The organism is Streptomyces sp. GQ60 (assembly GCF_059758875.1).
In genome coordinates, this window is the sequence record NZ_JCAXEG010000001.1 from 841,808 (window position 1) to 859,825 (window position 18,018).

Below are 18,018 nucleotides of genomic sequence, written 5' to 3' on the forward strand. Positions count from 1 at the left end.
ATGCGCAAGATACTCGTCGTCGGCGCCGGCCAGTCCGGTCTCCAGCTCGCCCTCGGACTCCAGGCGAAGGGGTACGAGGTCACCCTCATGTCCAACCGGACGGCGGACGAGATCCGCACCGGGCGGGTCATGTCCACCCAGTGCATGTTCGACACGGCGCTCCAGCACGAGCGGGACCTCCAGCTGAACTTCTGGGAGCAGCAGGCGCCGAAGATCGAGGGCCTGGGCGTCTCGGTCGCCACCCCCGACGGCGGCCGCGCCATCGACTGGCTCGGCAAGCTGAAGGGCTTCGCCCAGTCCGTCGACCAGCGCGTGAAGATGTCCGGCTGGCTCGACACCTTCGCGCAGCGCGGCGGCCAGTTGGTCATCCACGGCGCGTCCGTCTCCGACCTGGACTTCTTCTCCCGCACGTACGACCTGGTGCTGGTCGCGGCCGGCAAGGGCGAGCTGGTCTCGCTGTTCGGCCGGGACGCGGCCCGCTCCCCGTACGACGCCCCGCAGCGCGCGCTCGCCGTGTCGTACGTGCACGGGCTGGCTCCGCGCCCCGAGCACCCGGAGACGGAGGCCGTGCGCTGCAACCTGGTCCCGGGTGTCGGCGAGCTGTTCGTGATGCCGACGCTGACCACCTCCGGGCGGGCCGACATCCTGTTCTGGGAGGGGATCCCGGGCGGACCCCTGGACGCCTTCGGCGGCGTGAAGGACCCGGCGGACCATCTCGCGCTGACGCTGGAACTGATGGAGAAGTTCACTCCCTGGGAGTACGCGCGGGCGACGCAGGTGGAGCTGACGGACGCCGGCGCCACGCTCGCCGGGCGGTACGCCCCCGTCGTCCGCAACCCCGTCGGCCGGCTGCCGGGCGGCGGGCTGGTGCTGGGTGTGGCCGACGTGGTCGTCGCCAACGACCCGATCACCGGGCAGGGTTCGAACTCCGCCGCCAAGTGCGCGGCCTCGTACCTCTCCTCGATCCTCATGCACGGGGACAACCCGTTCGACGAGGCGTGGATGAAGGCGACCTTCGACAAGTACTGGTTCACGAGCGGCAAGCCCGCCACCCAGTGGACGAACGCCATGCTCGGCGTCCCGCCGGAGCACGTGCTGAACCTGCTCGGCGCGGCCGGGCAGCTCCAGCCGGTGGCGGACCGCTTCGCCAACGGCTTCGACAACCCGGCCGACTTCGACGCGTACTTCTACGACCCCGAGGACGCCGCGGACTACCTGGCGGACGTCGCGGGCGCCTCGGCCTCCGAGTAACCGGCGTCGTCCCCCGCCGTCGCCTCCTCGGACAGCGGCGGCTGGCTGAAGGCGGGCAGCGGCGCCCCGTCGGGGTCCGGCCGTACCGCGCCGAGCAGCGGGTTCGCGGCGATCGGGGAGACCTTCACCTTCGCGCCCGGCCGGGGCGCCTGGATGACCTTGCCGTCGCCGACGTACAGGGCCACGTGGGTGGCGGTCGGGAAGTACACCACCAGGTCGCCGGGGCGCAGTTCGTCCAGCGGCACCTTGGGCAGCCGGGCCCACTGCTCCTGACTGGTCCGGGGGATCTCGCGGCCCGCGTGCGCCCAGGCCTGCGAGGTCAGCCCGGAACAGTCGAAGGAGGCCGGCCCCTCGGCTCCCCAGACGTACGGCTTCCCGATCTGGGCGGCCGCGTACGTGAGGGCCGTGCCGCCGGCCGCGGTGGGGTTGCGGAGCCGCGCGCCGCCGCTGCCCAGCCTCCCCGAACCGATCAGTTCCCGCTGCGCGGCGGCGGTGTCCCCGGCTTCCCGCGCGGCGAGCCCGGTGAGCTGGGCGGGGGTGAGCGATGCCAGCATCCGCTCGACCTCCTTGAGCCGCGCGGCGGCCTCCTCCTTGCGCTCCTTGGTCTCGGCGGTCAGCTTCTGCTCGGAGTCCAGGGCCTTGCGGGCGGCCGTGGCGAGGATGTCGGCCTGCTGCTCGCCCCGGGTGAGCCGGTCCAGCGCGGCGGCCCTCCGGGCCCCCTCGCGCTCAGCGACCCGGCGCTGTTCCAGGGCCCCTTGGGGGTCTCCGGCGAACAGCATCCGGGCGTACGGGGAGAACCCGCGGGCCCCTTTGTACTGCTCGCGCGCCAGCCGGCCCGTGGTGGTCTGGGCGTCGGTGACGGCGGTACGGGCCTTGCCGAGCTCGGTGCTGAGCCGGGCCTCCTCGCGCTGCCGGGCGGTGAGGGCGGTCTCGGCGGCGTTGTAGGCCTCGGCGGCCTGCTCGGCCTGCTGGTAGAGGCCTTGGAGGCGGGTGAGGAGGACGCCCACGGGTTCGGTGGTGGGGGTGGTGGGGGCGTCCGGGGCGCCAGGGGCGGCGGGGATGCCGGGTGTCGCGGGGGTGTTCGGTGCCTCGGGTGCTGCGGGTGCCTGGGGTGCTGCGGGCTCGGCGTGGGCGAGGGGCAACGGGCCGGCCGTGACGAGGGCTGCTGCGAGGCACGCGGCGCGAAGCAGCCGACGTCTGCGTCGTCGTGACATGGGGTCACCTCCTGGCGGCCGATGCTGCCATGTGCGGTATGACAAATCGCCCACCCGGGGCGGCCGTGGCGCCCCGCTCACCCGGTCGGCGTAAGCCCGCCGGCCGGACCCGATGAAACGCTTGATGCGGCTTTCACCAAGTAACGGGTGAGGGGCCGACGGGGCCCGGGAGACCAGGGGAGGGACCAGGTGGACAGCGCACACGAGGACGACGCGGGGGCGGCCGGCGCGCAGACGGCTGGGAGGGGGAAGGACTCCGGGTGGACGGGGGCGGGGCGCCCGCCACCGGACCTGCGGACGCCGGAGGGGTTCGGTGCGTTCTACGAGCAGCACATCGACGCCGTGCTCGGATTCGTCACCCGGCGGGTCACCGACCCCCACGTGGCGGCGGACCTCACGGCCGACATCTTCCTCGCCGCGTTGAAGGACGCGACCGGCTATCGGCCCGACAGGGGAGTGCCGATCGCCTGGCTCTACGGGATCGCGCGCAATGTGCTGGCCGGTCATGCCCGTGCGGGAGCCCGCGAGCGAGGAGCACTACAGCGGCTCAGCGGCCGCAGGCTGCTCGACGACCAGGACGTGGCGGCCCTGGAGGAGCGGATAGACGCACAGCGGGCCTTCCGCGCCCTGGCCGAGCGGCATGCCGCACTGTCGGAGCCGCTGCGAGCCGCGCTCGACCTGGTCGTGGTCGACGGACTCACCCCGGCCGAGGCCGCCCAGGCCCTCGGCGTCACCCAGGCCACCGTCCGGGTCCGCCTGCACCGCGCCCGGCGCGCGCTGCGCACCCCGGCCGACACCCCCACTTCCGTTCCGGCGCACCAGTTGGAGGTAGCACGATGAGCACCAGGCCCACCGCGTTCGAGGAGCGGCTGAAGGCGGAGCTCGTGGCGATAGCCGCCGGCCGGGCGGGGTTCGACGGGCGCGCGGACTTCGCCGTCCGCTCGCCTGCCCGGCGGTTCCGGATACCGCTGATCGTCGGGCTCGCGGCGACGGCGGCCGCGGTGTCGATCGCGTTGCCGGTCATGGGGGCCCAGGGGGGTGGTTCGGCCGCGTACGCGCTGACCAAGGGCGAGGACGGCACCATCACCGTCAAGCTCTTCAACTCGGAGGGGCTCCCCGGCCTGGAGCGGGAGCTCCGGGGCCTGGGTGTCCCGGTGATGGTGATCCAGCGGAAGCCGGCGGCGGAATGCGAGGAGCCCGGCGGCGGGTTCGACGGACCCGTCTGGAACGAGGAGCGTCAGGCCTGGGAGCCGTACGAGGACGTCCTCGACGCCAAGGCCGACGAACCAGTACTGAGGATCAACTCCGAGACGGTGAAGCCGGGACACACCTTGGTGCTCGTCAGGCCGCTCGAAGGGTCCGGGGGCGGTACGACCGACGGCATGGGCTTCGGCACGATGGAGACCTCCCGGCTGCCGTCCTGCATACCGGACTTCGCGCACCCGCTCCCTGAGGGGGCACCGAAGGGCCTTCCCCGGTAGTAGGCGACCAGCTGTCCTCGCGGCTGCCTGACGGGGGAGCCCGGCCCGGGTCAGCCGGCGAGCAGGCGGGCCTTGGCCGCGGAGAACTCCTCCGGGGTGAGCAGGCCCTCGCGGGCCAGGGCGGCCAGTTGGGTCAGGTGGTCTGTCAGATCGGCTCCGGGGGAGGCCGGTCCCGGAGCTGCCGGGCGGGGGTGGGGAGCCGGGCCGGCGGCCGCGGGCTCCCGGCGGGCGGAGGGGGCCGCCGGGGGCGAGGGGACCGGGCCGGGCTGCAGGGCCGGGGCCGGGGCCGGGGCCGGGGCCTGGGCCGGGGTCGGGGTCAGGGCCGGGGTCGGGGTCAGGCCGGAGGGTGGGGCCGCGGTCGGGGCCGCGGCTGCCGCCGGGTGCTGGGAGGCGTCCCAGACGTAGGACCCGCGCGCCAGGATTCCGCGCAGCAGGGGGTGGCCCGAGGGGCGCTGGGAGGGGTTCACCACGGAGCCGATGGGGCGGATGAACATCAGGCCACCCCCAGCCGGTCGGCCGGGAGGCGGACCGCTCCGGCGATCCGGCCGCCCGCCGCGCGGACGGCGATGGCGGCGTCCTCGGCCCACACGTGCTCGACGACCAGAAGGAGGGCGCAGCTGCCGCGGTCCATCAGTTCAGCCGATTCCCTGACGTCCTCCGGGCCGATCAGCGGGGCCGCCTCCCGGTGGGCGAGCAGACCCCGGAGTTCGACGAACTCGTCGAACTCCGCCGACAGCACCTCACCGGACGCGGTTTTGGTGGCCACCAGCCCGTCGATCAGCCGTACCACCCCGGCCTTGCGCAGCCCCATCACCGCCTCGACCGCGGCGACCCGCAGCTGTTCTTCCGGAAAGGCCAGGACGATGAACTCCGCAGGTCCCATGAGGGGAGACTCCTGATCCGCTACTTCACTTCCGACCAGTTCTGACGACTCTTCGGCACACTATGACATAAGCGGACATACGACCCGGCTCCTTGCTACGTTTCCCGTATGACCGCTCTGACGGCGAAGGTGACGGAACCCGCCCCGCCACCGCCCCCCGACGCCCGTGCGCCCAAGCGTCGTGGAGTCGAGCTGTCGCTGCTCTGCGGCGCCGTCCTGATCTCCGTCCTCGGTCACCTCTACGTGGGGCTCGCCACCACCGGCCACGTCCCCGCGGCCGCCACCCACTACGCCGCCGGCCTCGCCGTGGCCGCGCTCGTCGCCCATCTCGCCGTCCGCCTGTACGCCCCGTACGCCGATCCGCTGCTGCTCCCGATCGCGGTCCTGCTCAACGGCCTCGGCCTCGTCCTCATCCAGCGCCTCGACGCCACCACCCCCGGTAACGCCACCGCCGGAGAGCAACTGCGCTGGTCCGCCCTCGGGATGGTGCTCTTCGTGCTGGTCGTCGCGCTGCTGCGCGACCACCGGGTGCTGCAGAAGTACGCGTACCTGTCCGTCGCCGTGGCGCTCGTGCTGATGCTCGTGCCCGTCTTCTTCCCGGCCGTGAACGGAGCGCACATCTGGATCCGGTTCGCCGGGCTCTCCTTCCAGCCGGGGGAGTTCGCCAAGATCCTGCTCGCCGTCTTCTTCGCCTCCTACCTCGCGGCGAACCGCACCGCCCTGGCCCTCACCGGGCGCACCCTCTTCTGGAAGCTGAGGCTGCTGCCCGGCCGGGTCCTCGGCCCGATCCTCGCCATCTGGCTGCTCTCCGTCGGCGTGCTCGTCCTGGAGCGCGACCTCGGGACCTCGCTGCTCTTCTTCGGCCTCTTCGTGATCATGCTGTTCACGGCCACCGGCCGTATCGGCTGGATCGCGATCGGGCTGCTGCTCGCGGCCGTGGGCGCGTACGCCGTCGGGACGTTCGAGCCGCACGTGAACAGCCGCGTGGACGACTGGCTGAATCCTTTCGCCTCCATCGAGCGCGGCGACGGTCCCGGCCAGCTCGCCCAGTCCCTCTTCGCCTTCGGGGCCGGCGGACTGCTCGGTGCCGGGCTCGGCCACGGCCAGTCCTTCCTCATCGGATTCGCTGCCAAATCGGACTTCATCCTCGCCACCGCCGGAGAGGAGCTCGGCCTCGTCGGCCTCACCGCGATCCTGCTCCTCTACGGGCTCCTCGTCGCCCGCGGATTCCGCGCCGGGCTGGCGCTGCGCGACCCCTTCGGCCGCCTCCTCGCCACCGGACTCGCCTCGATCGTCGCGCTCCAGGTGTTCGTCATCGCCGGCGGAGTCACCGGCCTGATCCCGCTGACCGGCATGGCCATGCCCTTCCTCGCCCAGGGCGGCTCCTCCGTGGTCACCAACTGGATCATCGTCGCGCTCCTCGTCCGGCTCAGCGACAGCGCCCGCAGGCCCGGACCGGCCGAGGAGGCCGAAGCGTGATCCGCTACATCCGCTGGTGCGCGTACTTCTGCGCCCTGCTGCTCGTCGCCCTGCTGGTCAACGTCACCCGCGTACAGGTCTGGGAGGCCGCGGGCTACGGCGCCAACCCGGCCAACAAACGCCCCGCCATCGAGCGGTACGCCGAACCGCGCGGGGACATCACCGTCGACGGCCGTCCCGTCACCGGCTCCCGGGACAGCCGCCAACTGCTGCGCTACGAGCGCACGTACAAGAACGGCCCGCTCTACGCGCCCGTCACCGGGTTCGCCTCCCAGACCTACGGGACCAGCTTCCTGGAACGCGCCGAGGACCCGGTCCTCTCCGGTACCGACCCCGGGCTCTCGGCCTTCCCGCTCTGGTACGAGCTCTCGCGCGGCCGCCCGGGCGGAGGCGATGCCGCCACCACGATCCGGGCGAACATGCAGCTGGCCGCGTACACCGGGCTCGCGGGCAAGCGGGGCGCGGTCGCCGCCGTGGAGCCGGCCACGGGCAAGATCCTCGCGCTGGTCAGCAGCCCCTCCTACGACCCCGCGGTGCTCTCCGGCACGGGCCCGCGGGTCAAGGAGGCCTGGGAGAAGCTCAACGCGGACCCCGCCAAGCCGATGCTCAACCGCGCCCTGCGCGAGACGTACCCGCCCGGCTCCACGTTCAAGATCGTGACCGCGGCGGCCGCACTCGACGCGGGCGTGGTCACCGACGTGGACGCGCCGACCGAGACCCCGGACCCCTACCCCCTGCCCGGCACCAGCACCCTGCTGCCGAACGCCGGCACGGGCTGCGCCGACGCCTCGATGGCGGACGCGGTGCAGTGGTCGTGCAACACGGTGATGGCGAAGATCGGGGTGCGGGTCGGGCTGCGCGGGATGACGGAGGCGGCGCGGCGGTTCGGCTTCAACGACGCGGGGCTGCGGGTGCCGGCCTGGGTGTCGCGGTCGAACTTCGACACCGACATGAGCCCCGACCAGTTGGCCCTGTCCTCGATCGGCCAGTTCAACACCAAGGCCACCCCGCTGCAGATGGCGATGGTGGCGGCGGCCGTCGCCAACGGCGGGGAGGGCAAGTCGCCCTACCTGGTGGACCGCACGACGCAGGACGACGGCGACCCGGTCCGCCGCGCCGACCAGCACAGCCTGGGCCGGGCCATGACCCCGCTGACCGCGATGCGGATGCAGGAGCTCATGGTGAAGGTGGTGGAGCACGGCACCGGCCGCAACGCGGCGATCCCCGGCGCCGTGGTCGGCGGCAAGACCGGCACGGCCCAGCACGGAGTCGGCAATGCGGGCACCCCGTACGCCTGGTTCATCTCCTGGGCCAAGCCGGAGGGCGGCCGGCCGCCGGCCGTGGCGGTCGCGGTGGTCGTCGAGGACGCGTCGGCCGTCCGCGGGGACATCAGCGGCAACGGCGCGGCCGCCCCGATCGCCCGCGCGGTGATGGAGGCGGCGCTGTCCAGTCCCTGAGCGGCTCGTCATCACCGCATCCGTCTGGCGTGACCGCGCAACGCGTTACCCGTCGACCGGCTTGCGGCCGGATTGGTACTGTCCGCGATCATGGGGAGAGACGCCTGGTCGACCAGGTACTCGGGTGGGGCCGCGCTCCTGTGCGCGGCGGCCGCGCTGTGGTGGATGCTGCTCGGTGCGAGCACCTCGGTGTACCGGCCGGAGGTGATCGTCCTCGGGGCGGCGGCCCTGGTGCTGGCCGCAGGGTGGGTGTGGTCGGGTTCCCGGCCGGTCCGGATCGCGCCGCCCCGGGAAGTCGATCCGGTGCCTGCGCCGCCCGCGAGGCTGCCCTGGAAGCGGAACTCCCCCTTCGTGCCCTTGCTGGTGGGAGCGACCGTGCTCCTTCCCGCCGTTGCCGTGCTCGCCGCGTTGGCGACCCGGACGGACGGCAGCGACCTGAGGCGGATAGCGGCGATACAGGAAGCCGGCGCCGAGGTGGCCAAGGGCAGGATCGTCGAGGTCCACCGGCTGGAGGCGTCGGATCCCAGGATTCCGCGGTTGAGCGGTGACGTGGCGCTCGAGGTGCCCCTCCGCTCCCGGGGCGGCGGCATCGTGGGTACCGGGCGGGTCGAGGTGGTGGACGGATACCTGGGGCGTCAGGACGACCTGGGCATGGCGCTCCGCCTGGGCTGGGCGCTCGACGGTCCCACCGGACCCGCCACCACGCCCGTTCCGGTGCTGTACGCCCCGACCGCGCCCGAACTCGGCGGTTTCGTGGACACGCGCGACCGCCACCTCGACCGGTACGTGAAGTCGGACTCCCCGTTCGCGTTCTCGGTGCCGGCCGCGGGTGCCCAGGCCGTCCTGGCCTGCGGGGTGCTCGTGCTGGCCGTTTTGGGCCTGGCCCTCATCTCGCGCCGACGGGACGACGCCGCCGCCCGGACCCTCCGCGCGGACGCGATCGGCGGGGCGGCGCTGCCGGCGGTGCGGGCGCGGATCACCGCGGCCCGGCGCGACGACCGCGTGTCGCTCGGAGACGTGGACGGCACGGTCCGCGTGACGTCGGACCACACGCTGCGCTTCGCACTGGAGGACGGTTCGCAGGTGCTGGTGGGCGCCCGGGGGGACGCGCCCCGCGCGCTCGCCTTCCTCGCGGCCCGCGCGGGGGAACGGCCGGGCTGGTTGTGCGGCGCCCGGAACTGGCGGCTGATCAGGAACGACCAGCCGGTCGTCTTCGTCACCGACGAGGGCGAGGCGACGTGGCTGACGATGGGCCGCGAGGATTTCGAGCGGGTCCTCGCTCCGGCCGTTGCCGTACAGCCGGACCCGGAGCGCCGTACGGTGCTCTCGCCCGCGCCCACCGCCGTGGTGCCCGGGGCCCACTGGCCCTGGCTCGGCGGTCTGCTGGCGTCCTACGGCCTCGTCGTCTTCGTGTTGGTGACCCCGATGCCCTGGGGCGCCACGCTGGGGACGGTCGTACTCGCGGCGGCCGTGGCCGTGGCCGCCTTCGTGGTGCTCGCGCGGCGACGGCAGGAACTCTCGCACCGGACGGGCCGCTGGGAGGTCCACGAAACCCGCGACCCCGAACTGGGCCCCGCCCCGGACGCCCCGCCGACCGCCTAGCGTGCCGGCCGCCCGACCGCCGGCCGCCCGACCGCCGGCCGCCCGGCGCGAAGCCGCCTAGCCCGCCGCCCCCTCCGCGATGGCCTCGGCCACCTCCGCCACCCGGTGCTCCTCCTCGGCCGCGAACCGCTCCCGGTCGATGGCCTCGGCGATCTCCTCGTCCTGGCTCATCAGCAGGTCCAGGTTGGAGTTGCCCATCTCGAAGACGCCCATGTCCAGGTACGCCTTCTGCAGCCGCTCACCCCACAGCCCTATGTCCTTCACGCACGGCACGATCCGGCTGAACAGCAGCTTGCGGAAGAGCGCCAGGAACTCCGACCGCTCGCTGAACTCCTCCGCCTCGACGCGCGATATGCCGAAGTTCTCCAGCACCTCCACCCCGCGCAGCCGGTCCCGCATCAGGTAGCAGCCCTCGATCACGAACTCCTCGCGCTCGCGCAGTTCGGCGTCCGACAGCTGCTTGTAGTAGTCGCGCAGGGCCATCCGCCCGAACGCCACGTGCCGTGCCTCGTCCTGCATCACGTAGGCCAGGATCTGCTTGGGCAGCGGCTTGTTCGTGGTGTCGCGGATCATCCCGAAGGCGGCCAGCGCCAGTCCCTCGATGAGCACCTGCATGCCCAGGTACGGCATGTCCCAGCGGGAATCGCGCAGGGTGTCGCCGAGCAGCCCCTGCAGGCTGTCGTTGATCGGGTAGAGCATCCCTATCTTCTCGTGCAGGAACCGCCCGAAGATCTCCGCGTGCCGGGCCTCGTCCATGGTCTGCGTGGCGGAGTAGAACTTCGCGTCCAGGTCCGGCACCGACTCGACGATGCGCGCCGCGCACACCATCGCGCCCTGCTCGCCGTGCAGGAACTGGCTGAAGTTCCATGCGCTGTAGTGCCGGCGCAGCTCGCCGCGGTCCCGTTCCGTGAGCTTGGCCCAGTGCCGGGTGCCGTGCAGCGGAAGTGCCTCGTCCGGGGTGCCCAGGGGATCGTACGGGTCGACCTCGATGTCCCAGTCGATGCGCTTGGCGCCGTCCCACTGCTTGTCCTTGCCCTTCTGGTAGAGGGCCAGCAGCCGCTCGCGGCCGCCGTCGTACTCCCAGCTGAATCGGGCATTGCCGGAGGCGGGGACCGGCCAGACGGTCTCGCCCGGATCGTTGGTGTAGAGCTCGTGCGTCGACACTGACGCCCCCTCGTCTCACGTAACCGCGTACTTCCGTACGGGACAGGACAGTTGGCAGCGTCACACGTTGGTAGACGCGCGGTCAACAAGTCGTGTGCGAGGGATTGACGGTCTTGCTGACAGGCAGTCTCATAAGAAGTGACCGCCGGTAACTCGACGACGAGGTGTCCGAAGCCATGACCACCGTGACCGAACGAGCCGAGCTGCGCGACGCCCTCGGCGTGCTCAAGGAACGCGAGCAGATCGCCGAGCGGCTGCTCGAATCCTCGGCGAAGCACTCCTTCGACCCGGACAAGGAACTCGACTGGGACGCCCCGCCCATCGACGGCAAGTACTACTGGCCGCCCGAGCTGCTCTCCCTCTACGACACCCCGCTCTGGAAGAAGATGGGCGAGGAGCAGCGCATCGAACTCTCCCGCCACGAGGCGGCGGCCCTCGGTTCGATCGGCATCTGGTTCGAGATCATCCTCATGCAGCTCCTGGTCCGGCACATCTACGACAAGTCCCTGACCAGCAATCACGTCCGGTACGCACTCACCGAGATCGCCGACGAGTGCCGCCACTCGATGATGTTCGCCCGCATGATCAAGACGGACGGAGCCCCCGCGTACCCGGTCTCCCGCGCCAACCACAACCTCGCCCGCGTCCTGAAGACCGTCTCCACCACCCCCGGTTCCTTCGCCTGCACCCTCCTCGGCGAGGAGGTCCTCGACTGGATGCAGCGCCTGACCTTCCCGGACGAGCGCGTCCAGCCCCTCGTGCGCGGAGTCACCCGCATCCACGTCATCGAAGAGGCGCGCCACGTCCGCTACGCCCGCGAGGAACTGCGCCGCCAGATGCTCACCGCCCCGCGCTGGGAGCAGGAACTCACCCGCGTGAGCTGCGGCCAGGCCGCCCGCGTCTTCTCGCAGGCCTTCGTCAACCCCGGGGTCTACGACAACATCGGCCTCGACCGGCGCGAGGCGCTCGCCCAGGTCAAGGCGAGCGGCCACCGCCGCGAGGTCATGCAGACCGGAGCCAAGCGGCTCACCGACTTCCTGGACGACATCGGCGTGATGCGCGGAGTCGGCCGCAAGCTCTGGAAGAGCTCCGGCCTCCTCGCCTGAACACCCCTCGCCCCAAGGCCCCGGCGTGCGGCTACCCTGCGGACATGACAGCCGTACGGGCGTACCGCAGGTTGAGCGTCGAGGAGCGCCGGGCCCAGCTCCTCGACGCGGCCCTGACGCTGTTCGCACACCGGGCGCCGGAGGAGGTCTCGCTGGACGACGTGGCCGAGGCCGCCGGCGTCTCGCGCCCCCTCGTCTACCGCTACTTCCCCGGCGGGAAGCAGCAGCTCTACGAGGCCGCCCTGCGCTCGGCCGCCGACGTCCTGCGGCTCTGCTTCGCCGAACCCCAGGCCGGCCCCCTGACCCAGCGGCTCTCCCGGGCCCTGGACCGGTACTTGGCCTTCGTCGACGAGCACGACGCCGGTTTCTCCGCCCTCCTCCAGGGCGGCAGCGTGGTCGAAACCTCCCGCACCACCGCCACCGTCGACGGCATCCGCCGGGCGGCCGCCGAGGCCATCCTCTTCCACCTGGGCGTGCCGGCGCCCGGCCCCCGCCTGCGGATGATGGTGCGCACGTGGATCACGGCCGTCGAGGCCGCCTCGCTGATCTGGATCGACGAGGGCAAGCAGCCGGAGATCGACTCGCTCCGGGACTGGCTGGTGGACCAGTTCATCGCCCTCCTCACGGCCACGGCCGCCACCGACCCGGAAACGGCCGCGGCGGCCCGCGCCGCCCTCGCGCTCGAATCGGCCGACGGTCCGGTCGGGGTCCTGGCCCGCCGGGTGATCCCCGTGGTCTCCGAGGCGGCCCACCTGCTGTGATTTCCGAGAAGCTGTGAGACTGGAGGGGTGAGAAGCCAACACACCCCCTTCGAGGGCGGCCCGATGGACGGCCGGACCCTCCCGATCCTCCTCGGCCCGACCGGCCATCCGTCGAAGTGGTACGAGATCCCGGTCCCCGCCCCGGACGGCGGCGCCCCCACGGTGCTCCTCTACGAGCGGGTCCCGGCGGGGTACTCCAAGCGCCTGGGCCTCCAGAAGGGCTGGAAGTACGTCTACGCCCCGGGCGGCCAGAAGCCGAAGCTCCGCTGGCCCTGGACGAAGCCGACCCCGCCGGGGGAATGAGGGACCGGGGGCCCGGCCGGGCGCAGCCGGGGGAGCGGCGGCCGGGCGTCACGTCACGGCAGCCGGGCCTCGACCAGGGTGAGTACGGCCTCCGCCCCGCCCGCCCCGTCCTCGGCGGGCGCCGCCTGCCGGAACACCAGCCCGGCCCCGATGACCTCCGCCTGTCCCACCGCGATCGTCAGCCCCAGCCCGTGCCCCTTGCTCCCGTCGCCGGTACGGAAGCGCTGGGGCCCGTGGGACACGAGGTACTCGGGATAGCCGTCACCGTGGTCCCGTACCGTCACCACCGGCCCGTCCACCGTCACCACCACCGGGGCCCGCCCGTGCTTGTGGGCATTGGCGACCAGGTTCCCCAGCACCCGCTCCAGCCGCCGCCGGTCCGTCTCCACGTGGGCGTCCCGCGTCACGACCACCTCCGTATCGGTGCCCGACGCCCGCACCACCCGCCGCGCGAGGCGCCCGAGCTGGTGCAGGTCCGTCTCCACCACCTCGCTGCCCGAGTCGAGCCGGGAGATCTCCAACAGGTCCTCCGTGAGCTGCCGCATCGTGCGCACCCGCTCCTGCACCAGCTCCGTCGCCCGCCCCTCCGGCAGCAGCTCCGACGCCGCCTGCAGACCGGTGAGCGGGGTGCGCAGCTCGTGCGCGACGTCCGCCGTGAACCGCTGCTCCCGCTGGAGCTTCGCCTGCAGGCTGGCCGCCATCGTGTCCAGGGCCGCCGCCACCGTCGCCACCTCGTCCTGGTGCCGCGAGGCGTCCTTCGTCCGGATGCGTCTGGGGGGTCCGACCCGCGCGTCCAGGTCGCCCTGGGTGATCCGGCGGGCCACCGTCGCCGTCTGGTGCAGCCGCCGCGTCACCCGGGTCACGGCGAAGGCGCCCACCAGCAGGGTTCCGCCGATCGCCAGCACCGAGGACCCGATGATCGCGTTGTCCAGCCCGCTGATCGTCCGCGCGCTCTGCCCGTAGTCGACGGCGGTGGCCAGCGCCTTCCCGTCGGCGGGGGCCGCCGCCCACATCAGTTGCCGGCCCTCGTAGTCGGCCACGAGCGTTCCGCGCTGCCCGGACAGGGCCAGCGCCCGCAGCCGTTCCGGCAGCCCGGCCGGATCCAGCCCGGACCCGGGCGGCAGGACTTCGCCCGCCTCGTAGGCGCGCGAGGCGTCGTTCAGCTTGCCGAGCGCCTTCTCCCGGGCCGTCGCGACGGTCTGCCGGGTCACTTCCACGTGGACCAGCACGCCCAGCACCGCCGCGAGCGAGCAGCACATCACCACGATGAAACAGGCCGACTTCCAGGTCAGCGTGGCCGTCCACGCGGGCAGCCGGAGCCTCACGAGGAGACTCCCGAGCCGGGGCCCTGCGTGGGGTTCGCGTGGTGCCCGGGTGCCCGTACGACCTGCTCCCACGTCGGCAGCATCGAGCGCTGCGTCTCGTCCCAGGACCAGGTGGTGTTCACCTCGTAGCCGGCGTTGCCGCTCGGGACGCGCAGGATGACGTCCCGTCCGGCGAGCTCGACGCTGATGACCGTGTCGGTGGTGGCCATGATCCGGTTGAGCCGGCCCTCGGCGTCCGCCGTGTACACGCGTACGGACATCTGCTGCTCGGGGTACTCGATGCCGACGATCAGCTCGTCCTTGCCGTTGCCGGTGAGGTCCCGGTAGTACGGCGTCAGCACCGGACACTTCTTCGGATCGGACCCGTCCGCCCCGCACTCCTCGATGGCGGCCATGGTCTCCGGAGGCATCCCGTCCGGCCCGGTCCGCACGTTCGGGTGAGCCCGCAGCTCGGCCTGCACCAGGGTCACCGGGTCGATCCCGTGCACGTTCTGGTCCTGGACGGGCGCGACCCCGGGTACGTACTCGGGCGGCGCGCCCCCGGGATCGGCAGGCGGTACGACGGCCCCCGCGCGCCCGGGCCACAGGTGTACGGGCCCGCTCGCGGTCGGGGTCGCCCCGGCACCGGCCAGCCCGCCGGTGTCACCGCAGGCGCTCGCCGTCGGCAGCAGCAGGGCGGCCAGCAGAGCGGCCCGGACGCCCCGGCGCCGGCTCCGCCCCCGGTGTCCGGGACTGCGGGAGGGAACGGATCCGATCACCCGTCGACCCTCCTCTCCCATGAGCATGTGCCTGTCCACCGTAGGCAGAGCGCATCGATTCCGCCCGTGCGCACGGGCGGGGGCGCCGCCGCGCCCCGTGCTGCGGGAAGGCGGGGCCTACGCGTCCGTACGCCCGCGGCGCAGCATCGCGAAGCCCAGGCCGGCGGCGCCGACCGCCGCGATGCCGCCGCCCGCGGCGAGCAGCAGCATGCCGTCGCCCGGACCGTCGGCCAGCGTGTTCAGGCCCAGTGCCTCGACGGTCCCGGTACCGGAGCGCAGGGGCGCGGCCGCGGAGACGACCCGGCCGTCACGGTGCGCGGTCTTGTGCCCGGCCGGGCTCGCCGTACCGGGGAAGCCGCCGGAGTCCTCCGTATCGCTCCCGCTCCCGCTTTCGCTCCCGCCCCCGCCCCCGCTTTCGCCCCCGGCCCAGGAGCTGAGCCGGCCGTCGGACCGCAGCGCGAGGTGCATCCGCCCCGCGTCGCCGAAGCCGGTGCTGCCGTCACGGCTGGTCAGGGTGGCGGCGATGGAGCCGTCGGGGTTGAGGACCTCGGCCTGGTAGGCGTCCTTGGCCACGCGGTACACCTTCGCGGTGGAGACCCCGTCCGCGAGGGACAGGGTCTTGACCAGGGTCCGCGGGGCGGTCACGCCCTGCGCGGAGGAAGCGGACGGCACCCCGTCGGCGAGCGCGGCCGCCGCGGGGAACGCCAGCAGGGTGCCGGCACCCACGGCCACGGCGGCGGCGCGTACGAGAGTGCGGCGGCTGCGGCTCACGGGGTTCACGGGACGTCCTTCGGTGCAGGTCAGGCCCTGGTGCGTCCAGGTGGGACAAACGTATGCACCGGCCGTTGCGGTAACCCGTTGCTTCTGTAACAGCCAAGCCTCAGCGACCCGACGGAGTCGTTACACGGCACCCGCGGCACGAGGGGCGCCGCAGCCCGGACCCCACCGGGGGATTGCCGCGGGGCGCCCGGGCTGCTCCCATGGACGGCGGGGGTGAGGGCGATGGCGCCGAGGGGACTGAAGGTACTGCCGAGCGGCCGGCCGGGCCGCGGCCGGCTGTACGTGAACCTGCCCGACGGCCGGGCCGTGGCCTGGTACGACCGGCGGGCCAACCGGATCAGCGTGCTGGCGGACGAGCGCCGCGAGGAGATCCTGACGGCATTACGGCCCTACCTCACCGGAACCGTCGCCATCGGCCCGCCACCCGTCCCCACGGCCGAGGACCTGCGCCGCCTGTCCCTCCCGCCGGACGAGGACCTGGCCCCGAACCGCCCGGGGGAGGCCCTGCTCGGCGCCCTCACGTACGGCCCCGCGGGCACCCGCGCCCGGCACCGGCTCCGCCAGCACCTCACGGTGAGGCAGCGGATGGGCGACGTACTGGACGCGATGGCCGAGTCGGAGGACTGGCAGGTCCTGCACTCCATCCACTCCGTCGCGGACCATTTGCTCATCGGCCCGCCCGGAGTCTTCTGCATCCGCACGGTCCAGGGCCGCCGCCAGCGCGCGGCGATCGGCGACCTCCTCCTCACGGTGGGCCGCGCCGACCCCACCCCGGACCCCCGCGAGACCCGCCGCGCGGCGACGTACGCGGCCCGCGCCCTGTCGACCCCGGTGACCCCGGTCCTGGCCGTGGTGGACGCGACCCGCCTGGACGTGACCCCCACCCTCCGAGACGTCCGCGTCCTCACCCCGACCACCACACCCCCCTTCCTGAGGAACGCCCCCACCACCCTCAAACCCCCTGACGTAGAAGCCCTCTTCACCACGGCCAGAGACCGCCGGACCTGGCACTGACGCACGCCGCCCCCGCTGCCCTTCAGCCGGGCGGAGCCCGGGGAACGGGCGAAGGACGGGACTCCGGGGCCCGCGGACCGCTCGCTTCGCCATGCGGTGCCGCCCGTGGTGTGATGAAACGGAAAGGCCGAGAAGGAGAGCACGCCTCATGGACCCGGTCATGGACTGCTTCGACACCTAGGGGGCAACCGCCGCCCTGGCCTGTTCACCTTCTCGCACGGCCCCGATCCCGTCCGCCTGCCGCGGTGCCTGCCGCGCACTCACCGGGGCCGTGTACGAGGGCCTGCCGACTGGCGCTGAGACCGCCGGGCGGCCGGGTGGCCGGGTGGCCGTCCGCCGAGTGTCGCGTCGCCCGGCCTCGACTTAGCCTGAGGACCCCAGGGAAGGAGTGCCGGTATGAGAGCGACCTGGAAGGGGGCCATATCGTTCGGGCTGGTCACGATCCCGGTCCAGCTCTTCACGGCCACCGAGGAGCACGACATCCCGCTCCGGCAGGTGCACGAGAAGGACGGCTCCAGGGTGCGGCTGCGGCGGGTGTGCGAAGCCGAGGACGTCGAGATTCCGTACGCCGAGATCGGCAAGGGCTACGAGGCCCCGGACGGCAGCATGATCATGCTGTCCGACGAAGACCTCGCCGACCTCCCCCTCCCCAGCAAGAAGCTCATCGACGTGCTGGCCTTCGTCGATGCCGAGACCATCGATCCGCTGATGTTCTCCAAGGCCTACTACGTCGGCACCTCCGACCGCGCGGCCGCCAAGCCGTATGCCCTGCTCAAGCAGGCCCTGACCGATGCCGGGCAGATCGCCGTCACGAAGATCGCCATCCGGTCGAGGGAGTCGCTCGCCGTGCTGCGGGTGCACGAGGACACGCTGGTGCTCCAGACGTGCCTCTGGCCCGACGAGGTCCGGCCCGCGGCCGGCGTCGCGCCGGAGGGCGAGGTCACGATCCGGCCCCAGGAACTGCAGATGGCCAGGTCCCTCATGGACATGCTGTCCCAGGACTTCGACCTGTCCGCGCTCCACGACGACTACCAGGAAGCCCTCCAGCAGGTGATCGAAGCCAGGCTCCAGGGGGTCGAGCTACCGCACGAGGAGCAGGCCGCCCCGACGGGCGGCAAGGTCATCGACCTCATGGCCGCTCTGGAGAACAGCGTCCGCGCGGCCAAGGAGTCGCGCGGGGAGCGGGGCGCCACCGAGGAGACGGAGGCCGAGGTCCGGACCCTGCCCGTCCGCAAGACCGCGAAGAAGGCCCCGGCGAAGAAGGCGGCGCCGGCCAGGAAGGCGACGGGCTCCGCGGCGGCCAAGAAGGCCGCCGCATCACCGAAGGAATCCGGTGGGAAGAAGACCACCGCCGCCACGAAGAGCACGGCGAAGGCCACCGCGAAGAAGACCGCGGCCAAGAAGACCACCAAGCGGGCCTCCGCCTGAACCGGCGGTCCA

At 72.8% G+C, this 18,018-nt stretch carries 18 protein-coding genes; 11 read left to right on the top strand and 7 right to left on the bottom strand.

From position 1 onward, the window contains the following. Entirely contained in the window at positions 1 to 1,251 is a 1,251-nt protein-coding gene (locus tag AC6CKD_RS03935) for a styrene monooxygenase/indole monooxygenase family protein (protein ID WP_498325129.1), read from the top strand. Here the strand turns inward: AC6CKD_RS03935 and AC6CKD_RS03940 are convergent. Then, on the bottom strand, positions 1,212 to 2,465 hold the full coding sequence (locus AC6CKD_RS03940) for a C40 family peptidase (RefSeq protein WP_498325130.1): 1,254 nt from the start codon (positions 2,463 to 2,465) through the stop codon (positions 1,212 to 1,214). The genes AC6CKD_RS03935 and AC6CKD_RS03940 overlap by 40 nt on opposite strands. 189 nt (positions 2,466 to 2,654) lie before the next feature. On the opposite strand from AC6CKD_RS03940, the gene AC6CKD_RS03945 reads away from it, so the two are divergent. Both AC6CKD_RS03945 and AC6CKD_RS03950 read left to right on the top strand, forming a co-directional pair. Beyond that, entirely contained in the window at positions 2,655 to 3,305 is a 651-nt protein-coding gene (locus AC6CKD_RS03945; protein WP_498325132.1) for an RNA polymerase sigma factor, read from the top strand. Continuing rightward, positions 3,302 to 3,946 carry a hypothetical protein gene (locus AC6CKD_RS03950; protein ID WP_498325133.1) on the top strand — a complete coding sequence of 215 codons (645 nt, stop codon included), beginning with the start codon at positions 3,302 to 3,304 and terminating at the stop codon, positions 3,944 to 3,946. Before AC6CKD_RS03945 ends, AC6CKD_RS03950 begins: the two co-directional genes overlap by 4 nt. A gap of 50 nt (positions 3,947 to 3,996) precedes the next feature. On the opposite strand, the gene AC6CKD_RS03955 is transcribed toward AC6CKD_RS03950, so the two are convergent. Both AC6CKD_RS03955 and AC6CKD_RS03960 read right to left on the bottom strand, forming a co-directional pair. After that, the gene (locus AC6CKD_RS03955; RefSeq protein WP_498325134.1) at positions 3,997 to 4,440 is read right to left on the bottom strand and encodes an SHOCT domain-containing protein; all 444 of its coding nucleotides are present in this window, start codon (positions 4,438 to 4,440) and stop codon (positions 3,997 to 3,999) included. Continuing rightward, positions 4,440 to 4,829, bottom strand: a complete 390-nt coding sequence (locus tag AC6CKD_RS03960; RefSeq protein WP_498325136.1) for a DUF6325 family protein — start codon at positions 4,827 to 4,829, stop codon at positions 4,440 to 4,442. The genes AC6CKD_RS03955 and AC6CKD_RS03960 overlap by 1 nt, the downstream gene beginning before the upstream one ends. A 108-nt stretch (positions 4,830 to 4,937) precedes the next feature. On the opposite strand from AC6CKD_RS03960, the gene AC6CKD_RS03965 reads away from it, so the two are divergent. The 3 genes from AC6CKD_RS03965 to AC6CKD_RS03975 all read left to right on the top strand — a co-directional run bounded on the left by AC6CKD_RS03965 (position 4,938) and on the right by AC6CKD_RS03975 (position 9,367). After that, positions 4,938 to 6,308: an FtsW/RodA/SpoVE family cell cycle protein gene (locus AC6CKD_RS03965; protein ID WP_498325137.1), complete on the top strand. Its 1,371-nt coding sequence runs from the start codon at positions 4,938 to 4,940 to the stop codon at positions 6,306 to 6,308. After that, complete coding sequence (locus tag AC6CKD_RS03970) at positions 6,305 to 7,765, top strand: penicillin-binding transpeptidase domain-containing protein (RefSeq protein WP_498325139.1); 1,461 nt, start codon at positions 6,305 to 6,307, stop codon at positions 7,763 to 7,765. The genes AC6CKD_RS03965 and AC6CKD_RS03970 overlap by 4 nt, the downstream gene beginning before the upstream one ends. A 90-nt stretch (positions 7,766 to 7,855) precedes the next feature. Further along, positions 7,856 to 9,367, top strand: a complete 1,512-nt coding sequence (locus AC6CKD_RS03975) for a hypothetical protein (protein ID WP_498325140.1) — start codon at positions 7,856 to 7,858, stop codon at positions 9,365 to 9,367. A 57-nt stretch (positions 9,368 to 9,424) separates the two neighbouring features. Here AC6CKD_RS03975 and AC6CKD_RS03980 read toward each other — a convergent pair whose 3' ends face one another. Beyond that, positions 9,425 to 10,531, bottom strand: a complete 1,107-nt coding sequence (locus tag AC6CKD_RS03980; RefSeq protein ID WP_498325141.1) for a ferritin-like domain-containing protein — start codon at positions 10,529 to 10,531, stop codon at positions 9,425 to 9,427. A 176-nt stretch (positions 10,532 to 10,707) separates the two neighbouring features. Between AC6CKD_RS03980 and AC6CKD_RS03985 the strand changes: the two genes are divergently transcribed. From AC6CKD_RS03985 to AC6CKD_RS03995, 3 genes are read left to right on the top strand one after another with little or no spacing between them, the layout of a single operon-like run. After that, positions 10,708 to 11,637, top strand: a complete 930-nt coding sequence (locus tag AC6CKD_RS03985; protein ID WP_498325143.1) for an AurF N-oxygenase family protein — start codon at positions 10,708 to 10,710, stop codon at positions 11,635 to 11,637. A 44-nt stretch (positions 11,638 to 11,681) separates the two neighbouring features. Beyond that, complete coding sequence (locus tag AC6CKD_RS03990; RefSeq protein WP_385369286.1) at positions 11,682 to 12,398, top strand: TetR/AcrR family transcriptional regulator; 717 nt, start codon at positions 11,682 to 11,684, stop codon at positions 12,396 to 12,398. A gap of 27 nt (positions 12,399 to 12,425) precedes the next feature. Beyond that, positions 12,426 to 12,701: a DUF8847 domain-containing protein gene (locus tag AC6CKD_RS03995; protein ID WP_498325144.1), complete on the top strand. Its 276-nt coding sequence runs from the start codon at positions 12,426 to 12,428 to the stop codon at positions 12,699 to 12,701. 53 nt (positions 12,702 to 12,754) lie between these two features. Here the strand turns inward: AC6CKD_RS03995 and AC6CKD_RS04000 are convergent, their stop codons facing one another. The 3 genes from AC6CKD_RS04000 to AC6CKD_RS04010 all read right to left on the bottom strand — a co-directional run bounded on the left by AC6CKD_RS04000 (position 12,755) and on the right by AC6CKD_RS04010 (position 15,564). After that, positions 12,755 to 14,026 (bottom strand): histidine kinase dimerization/phospho-acceptor domain-containing protein, encoded by a 1,272-nt coding sequence (locus AC6CKD_RS04000; RefSeq protein WP_498325146.1) that lies wholly within the window; start codon positions 14,024 to 14,026, stop codon positions 12,755 to 12,757. Next, entirely contained in the window at positions 14,023 to 14,784 is a 762-nt protein-coding gene (locus tag AC6CKD_RS04005) for a hypothetical protein (protein WP_498325147.1), read from the bottom strand. Before AC6CKD_RS04005 ends, AC6CKD_RS04000 begins: the two co-directional genes overlap by 4 nt. A gap of 117 nt (positions 14,785 to 14,901) precedes the next feature. Next, the gene (locus AC6CKD_RS04010) at positions 14,902 to 15,564 is read right to left on the bottom strand and encodes a hypothetical protein (RefSeq protein ID WP_498325148.1); all 663 of its coding nucleotides are present in this window, start codon (positions 15,562 to 15,564) and stop codon (positions 14,902 to 14,904) included. Between the two features lie 222 nt (positions 15,565 to 15,786). Between AC6CKD_RS04010 and AC6CKD_RS04015 the strand changes: the two genes are divergently transcribed. Both AC6CKD_RS04015 and ku read left to right on the top strand, forming a co-directional pair. Then, positions 15,787 to 16,578 carry an NERD domain-containing protein gene (locus tag AC6CKD_RS04015; RefSeq protein ID WP_498325150.1) on the top strand — a complete coding sequence of 264 codons (792 nt, stop codon included), beginning with the start codon at positions 15,787 to 15,789 and terminating at the stop codon, positions 16,576 to 16,578. Positions 16,579 to 16,974: 396 nt separating this feature from the next. After that, entirely contained in the window at positions 16,975 to 18,006 is a 1,032-nt protein-coding gene (gene ku / locus AC6CKD_RS04020; RefSeq protein ID WP_498325151.1) for a non-homologous end joining protein Ku, read from the top strand. Positions 18,007 to 18,018 lie beyond the last annotated feature (12 nt).

Coding starts and splice junctions, on each gene's coding strand:
- AC6CKD_RS03935 (WP_498325129.1), top strand. CDS start 1: ATGCGCAAGATACTCGTCGTCGGCGCCGGCCAGTCCGGTCTCCAGCTC.
- AC6CKD_RS03940 (WP_498325130.1), bottom strand. CDS start 2,465: ATGTCACGACGACGCAGACGTCGGCTGCTTCGCGCCGCGTGCCTCGCA.
- AC6CKD_RS03950 (WP_498325133.1), top strand. CDS start 3,302: ATGAGCACCAGGCCCACCGCGTTCGAGGAGCGGCTGAAGGCGGAGCTC.
- AC6CKD_RS03955 (WP_498325134.1), bottom strand. CDS start 4,440: ATGTTCATCCGCCCCATCGGCTCCGTGGTGAACCCCTCCCAGCGCCCC.
- AC6CKD_RS03960 (WP_498325136.1), bottom strand. CDS start 4,829: ATGGGACCTGCGGAGTTCATCGTCCTGGCCTTTCCGGAAGAACAGCTG.
- AC6CKD_RS03965 (WP_498325137.1), top strand. CDS start 4,938: ATGACCGCTCTGACGGCGAAGGTGACGGAACCCGCCCCGCCACCGCCC.
- AC6CKD_RS03975 (WP_498325140.1), top strand. CDS start 7,856: ATGGGGAGAGACGCCTGGTCGACCAGGTACTCGGGTGGGGCCGCGCTC.
- AC6CKD_RS03985 (WP_498325143.1), top strand. CDS start 10,708: ATGACCACCGTGACCGAACGAGCCGAGCTGCGCGACGCCCTCGGCGTG.
- AC6CKD_RS03990 (WP_385369286.1), top strand. CDS start 11,682: ATGACAGCCGTACGGGCGTACCGCAGGTTGAGCGTCGAGGAGCGCCGG.
- AC6CKD_RS04015 (WP_498325150.1), top strand. CDS start 15,787: ATGGCGCCGAGGGGACTGAAGGTACTGCCGAGCGGCCGGCCGGGCCGC.
- ku (WP_498325151.1), top strand. CDS start 16,975: ATGAGAGCGACCTGGAAGGGGGCCATATCGTTCGGGCTGGTCACGATC.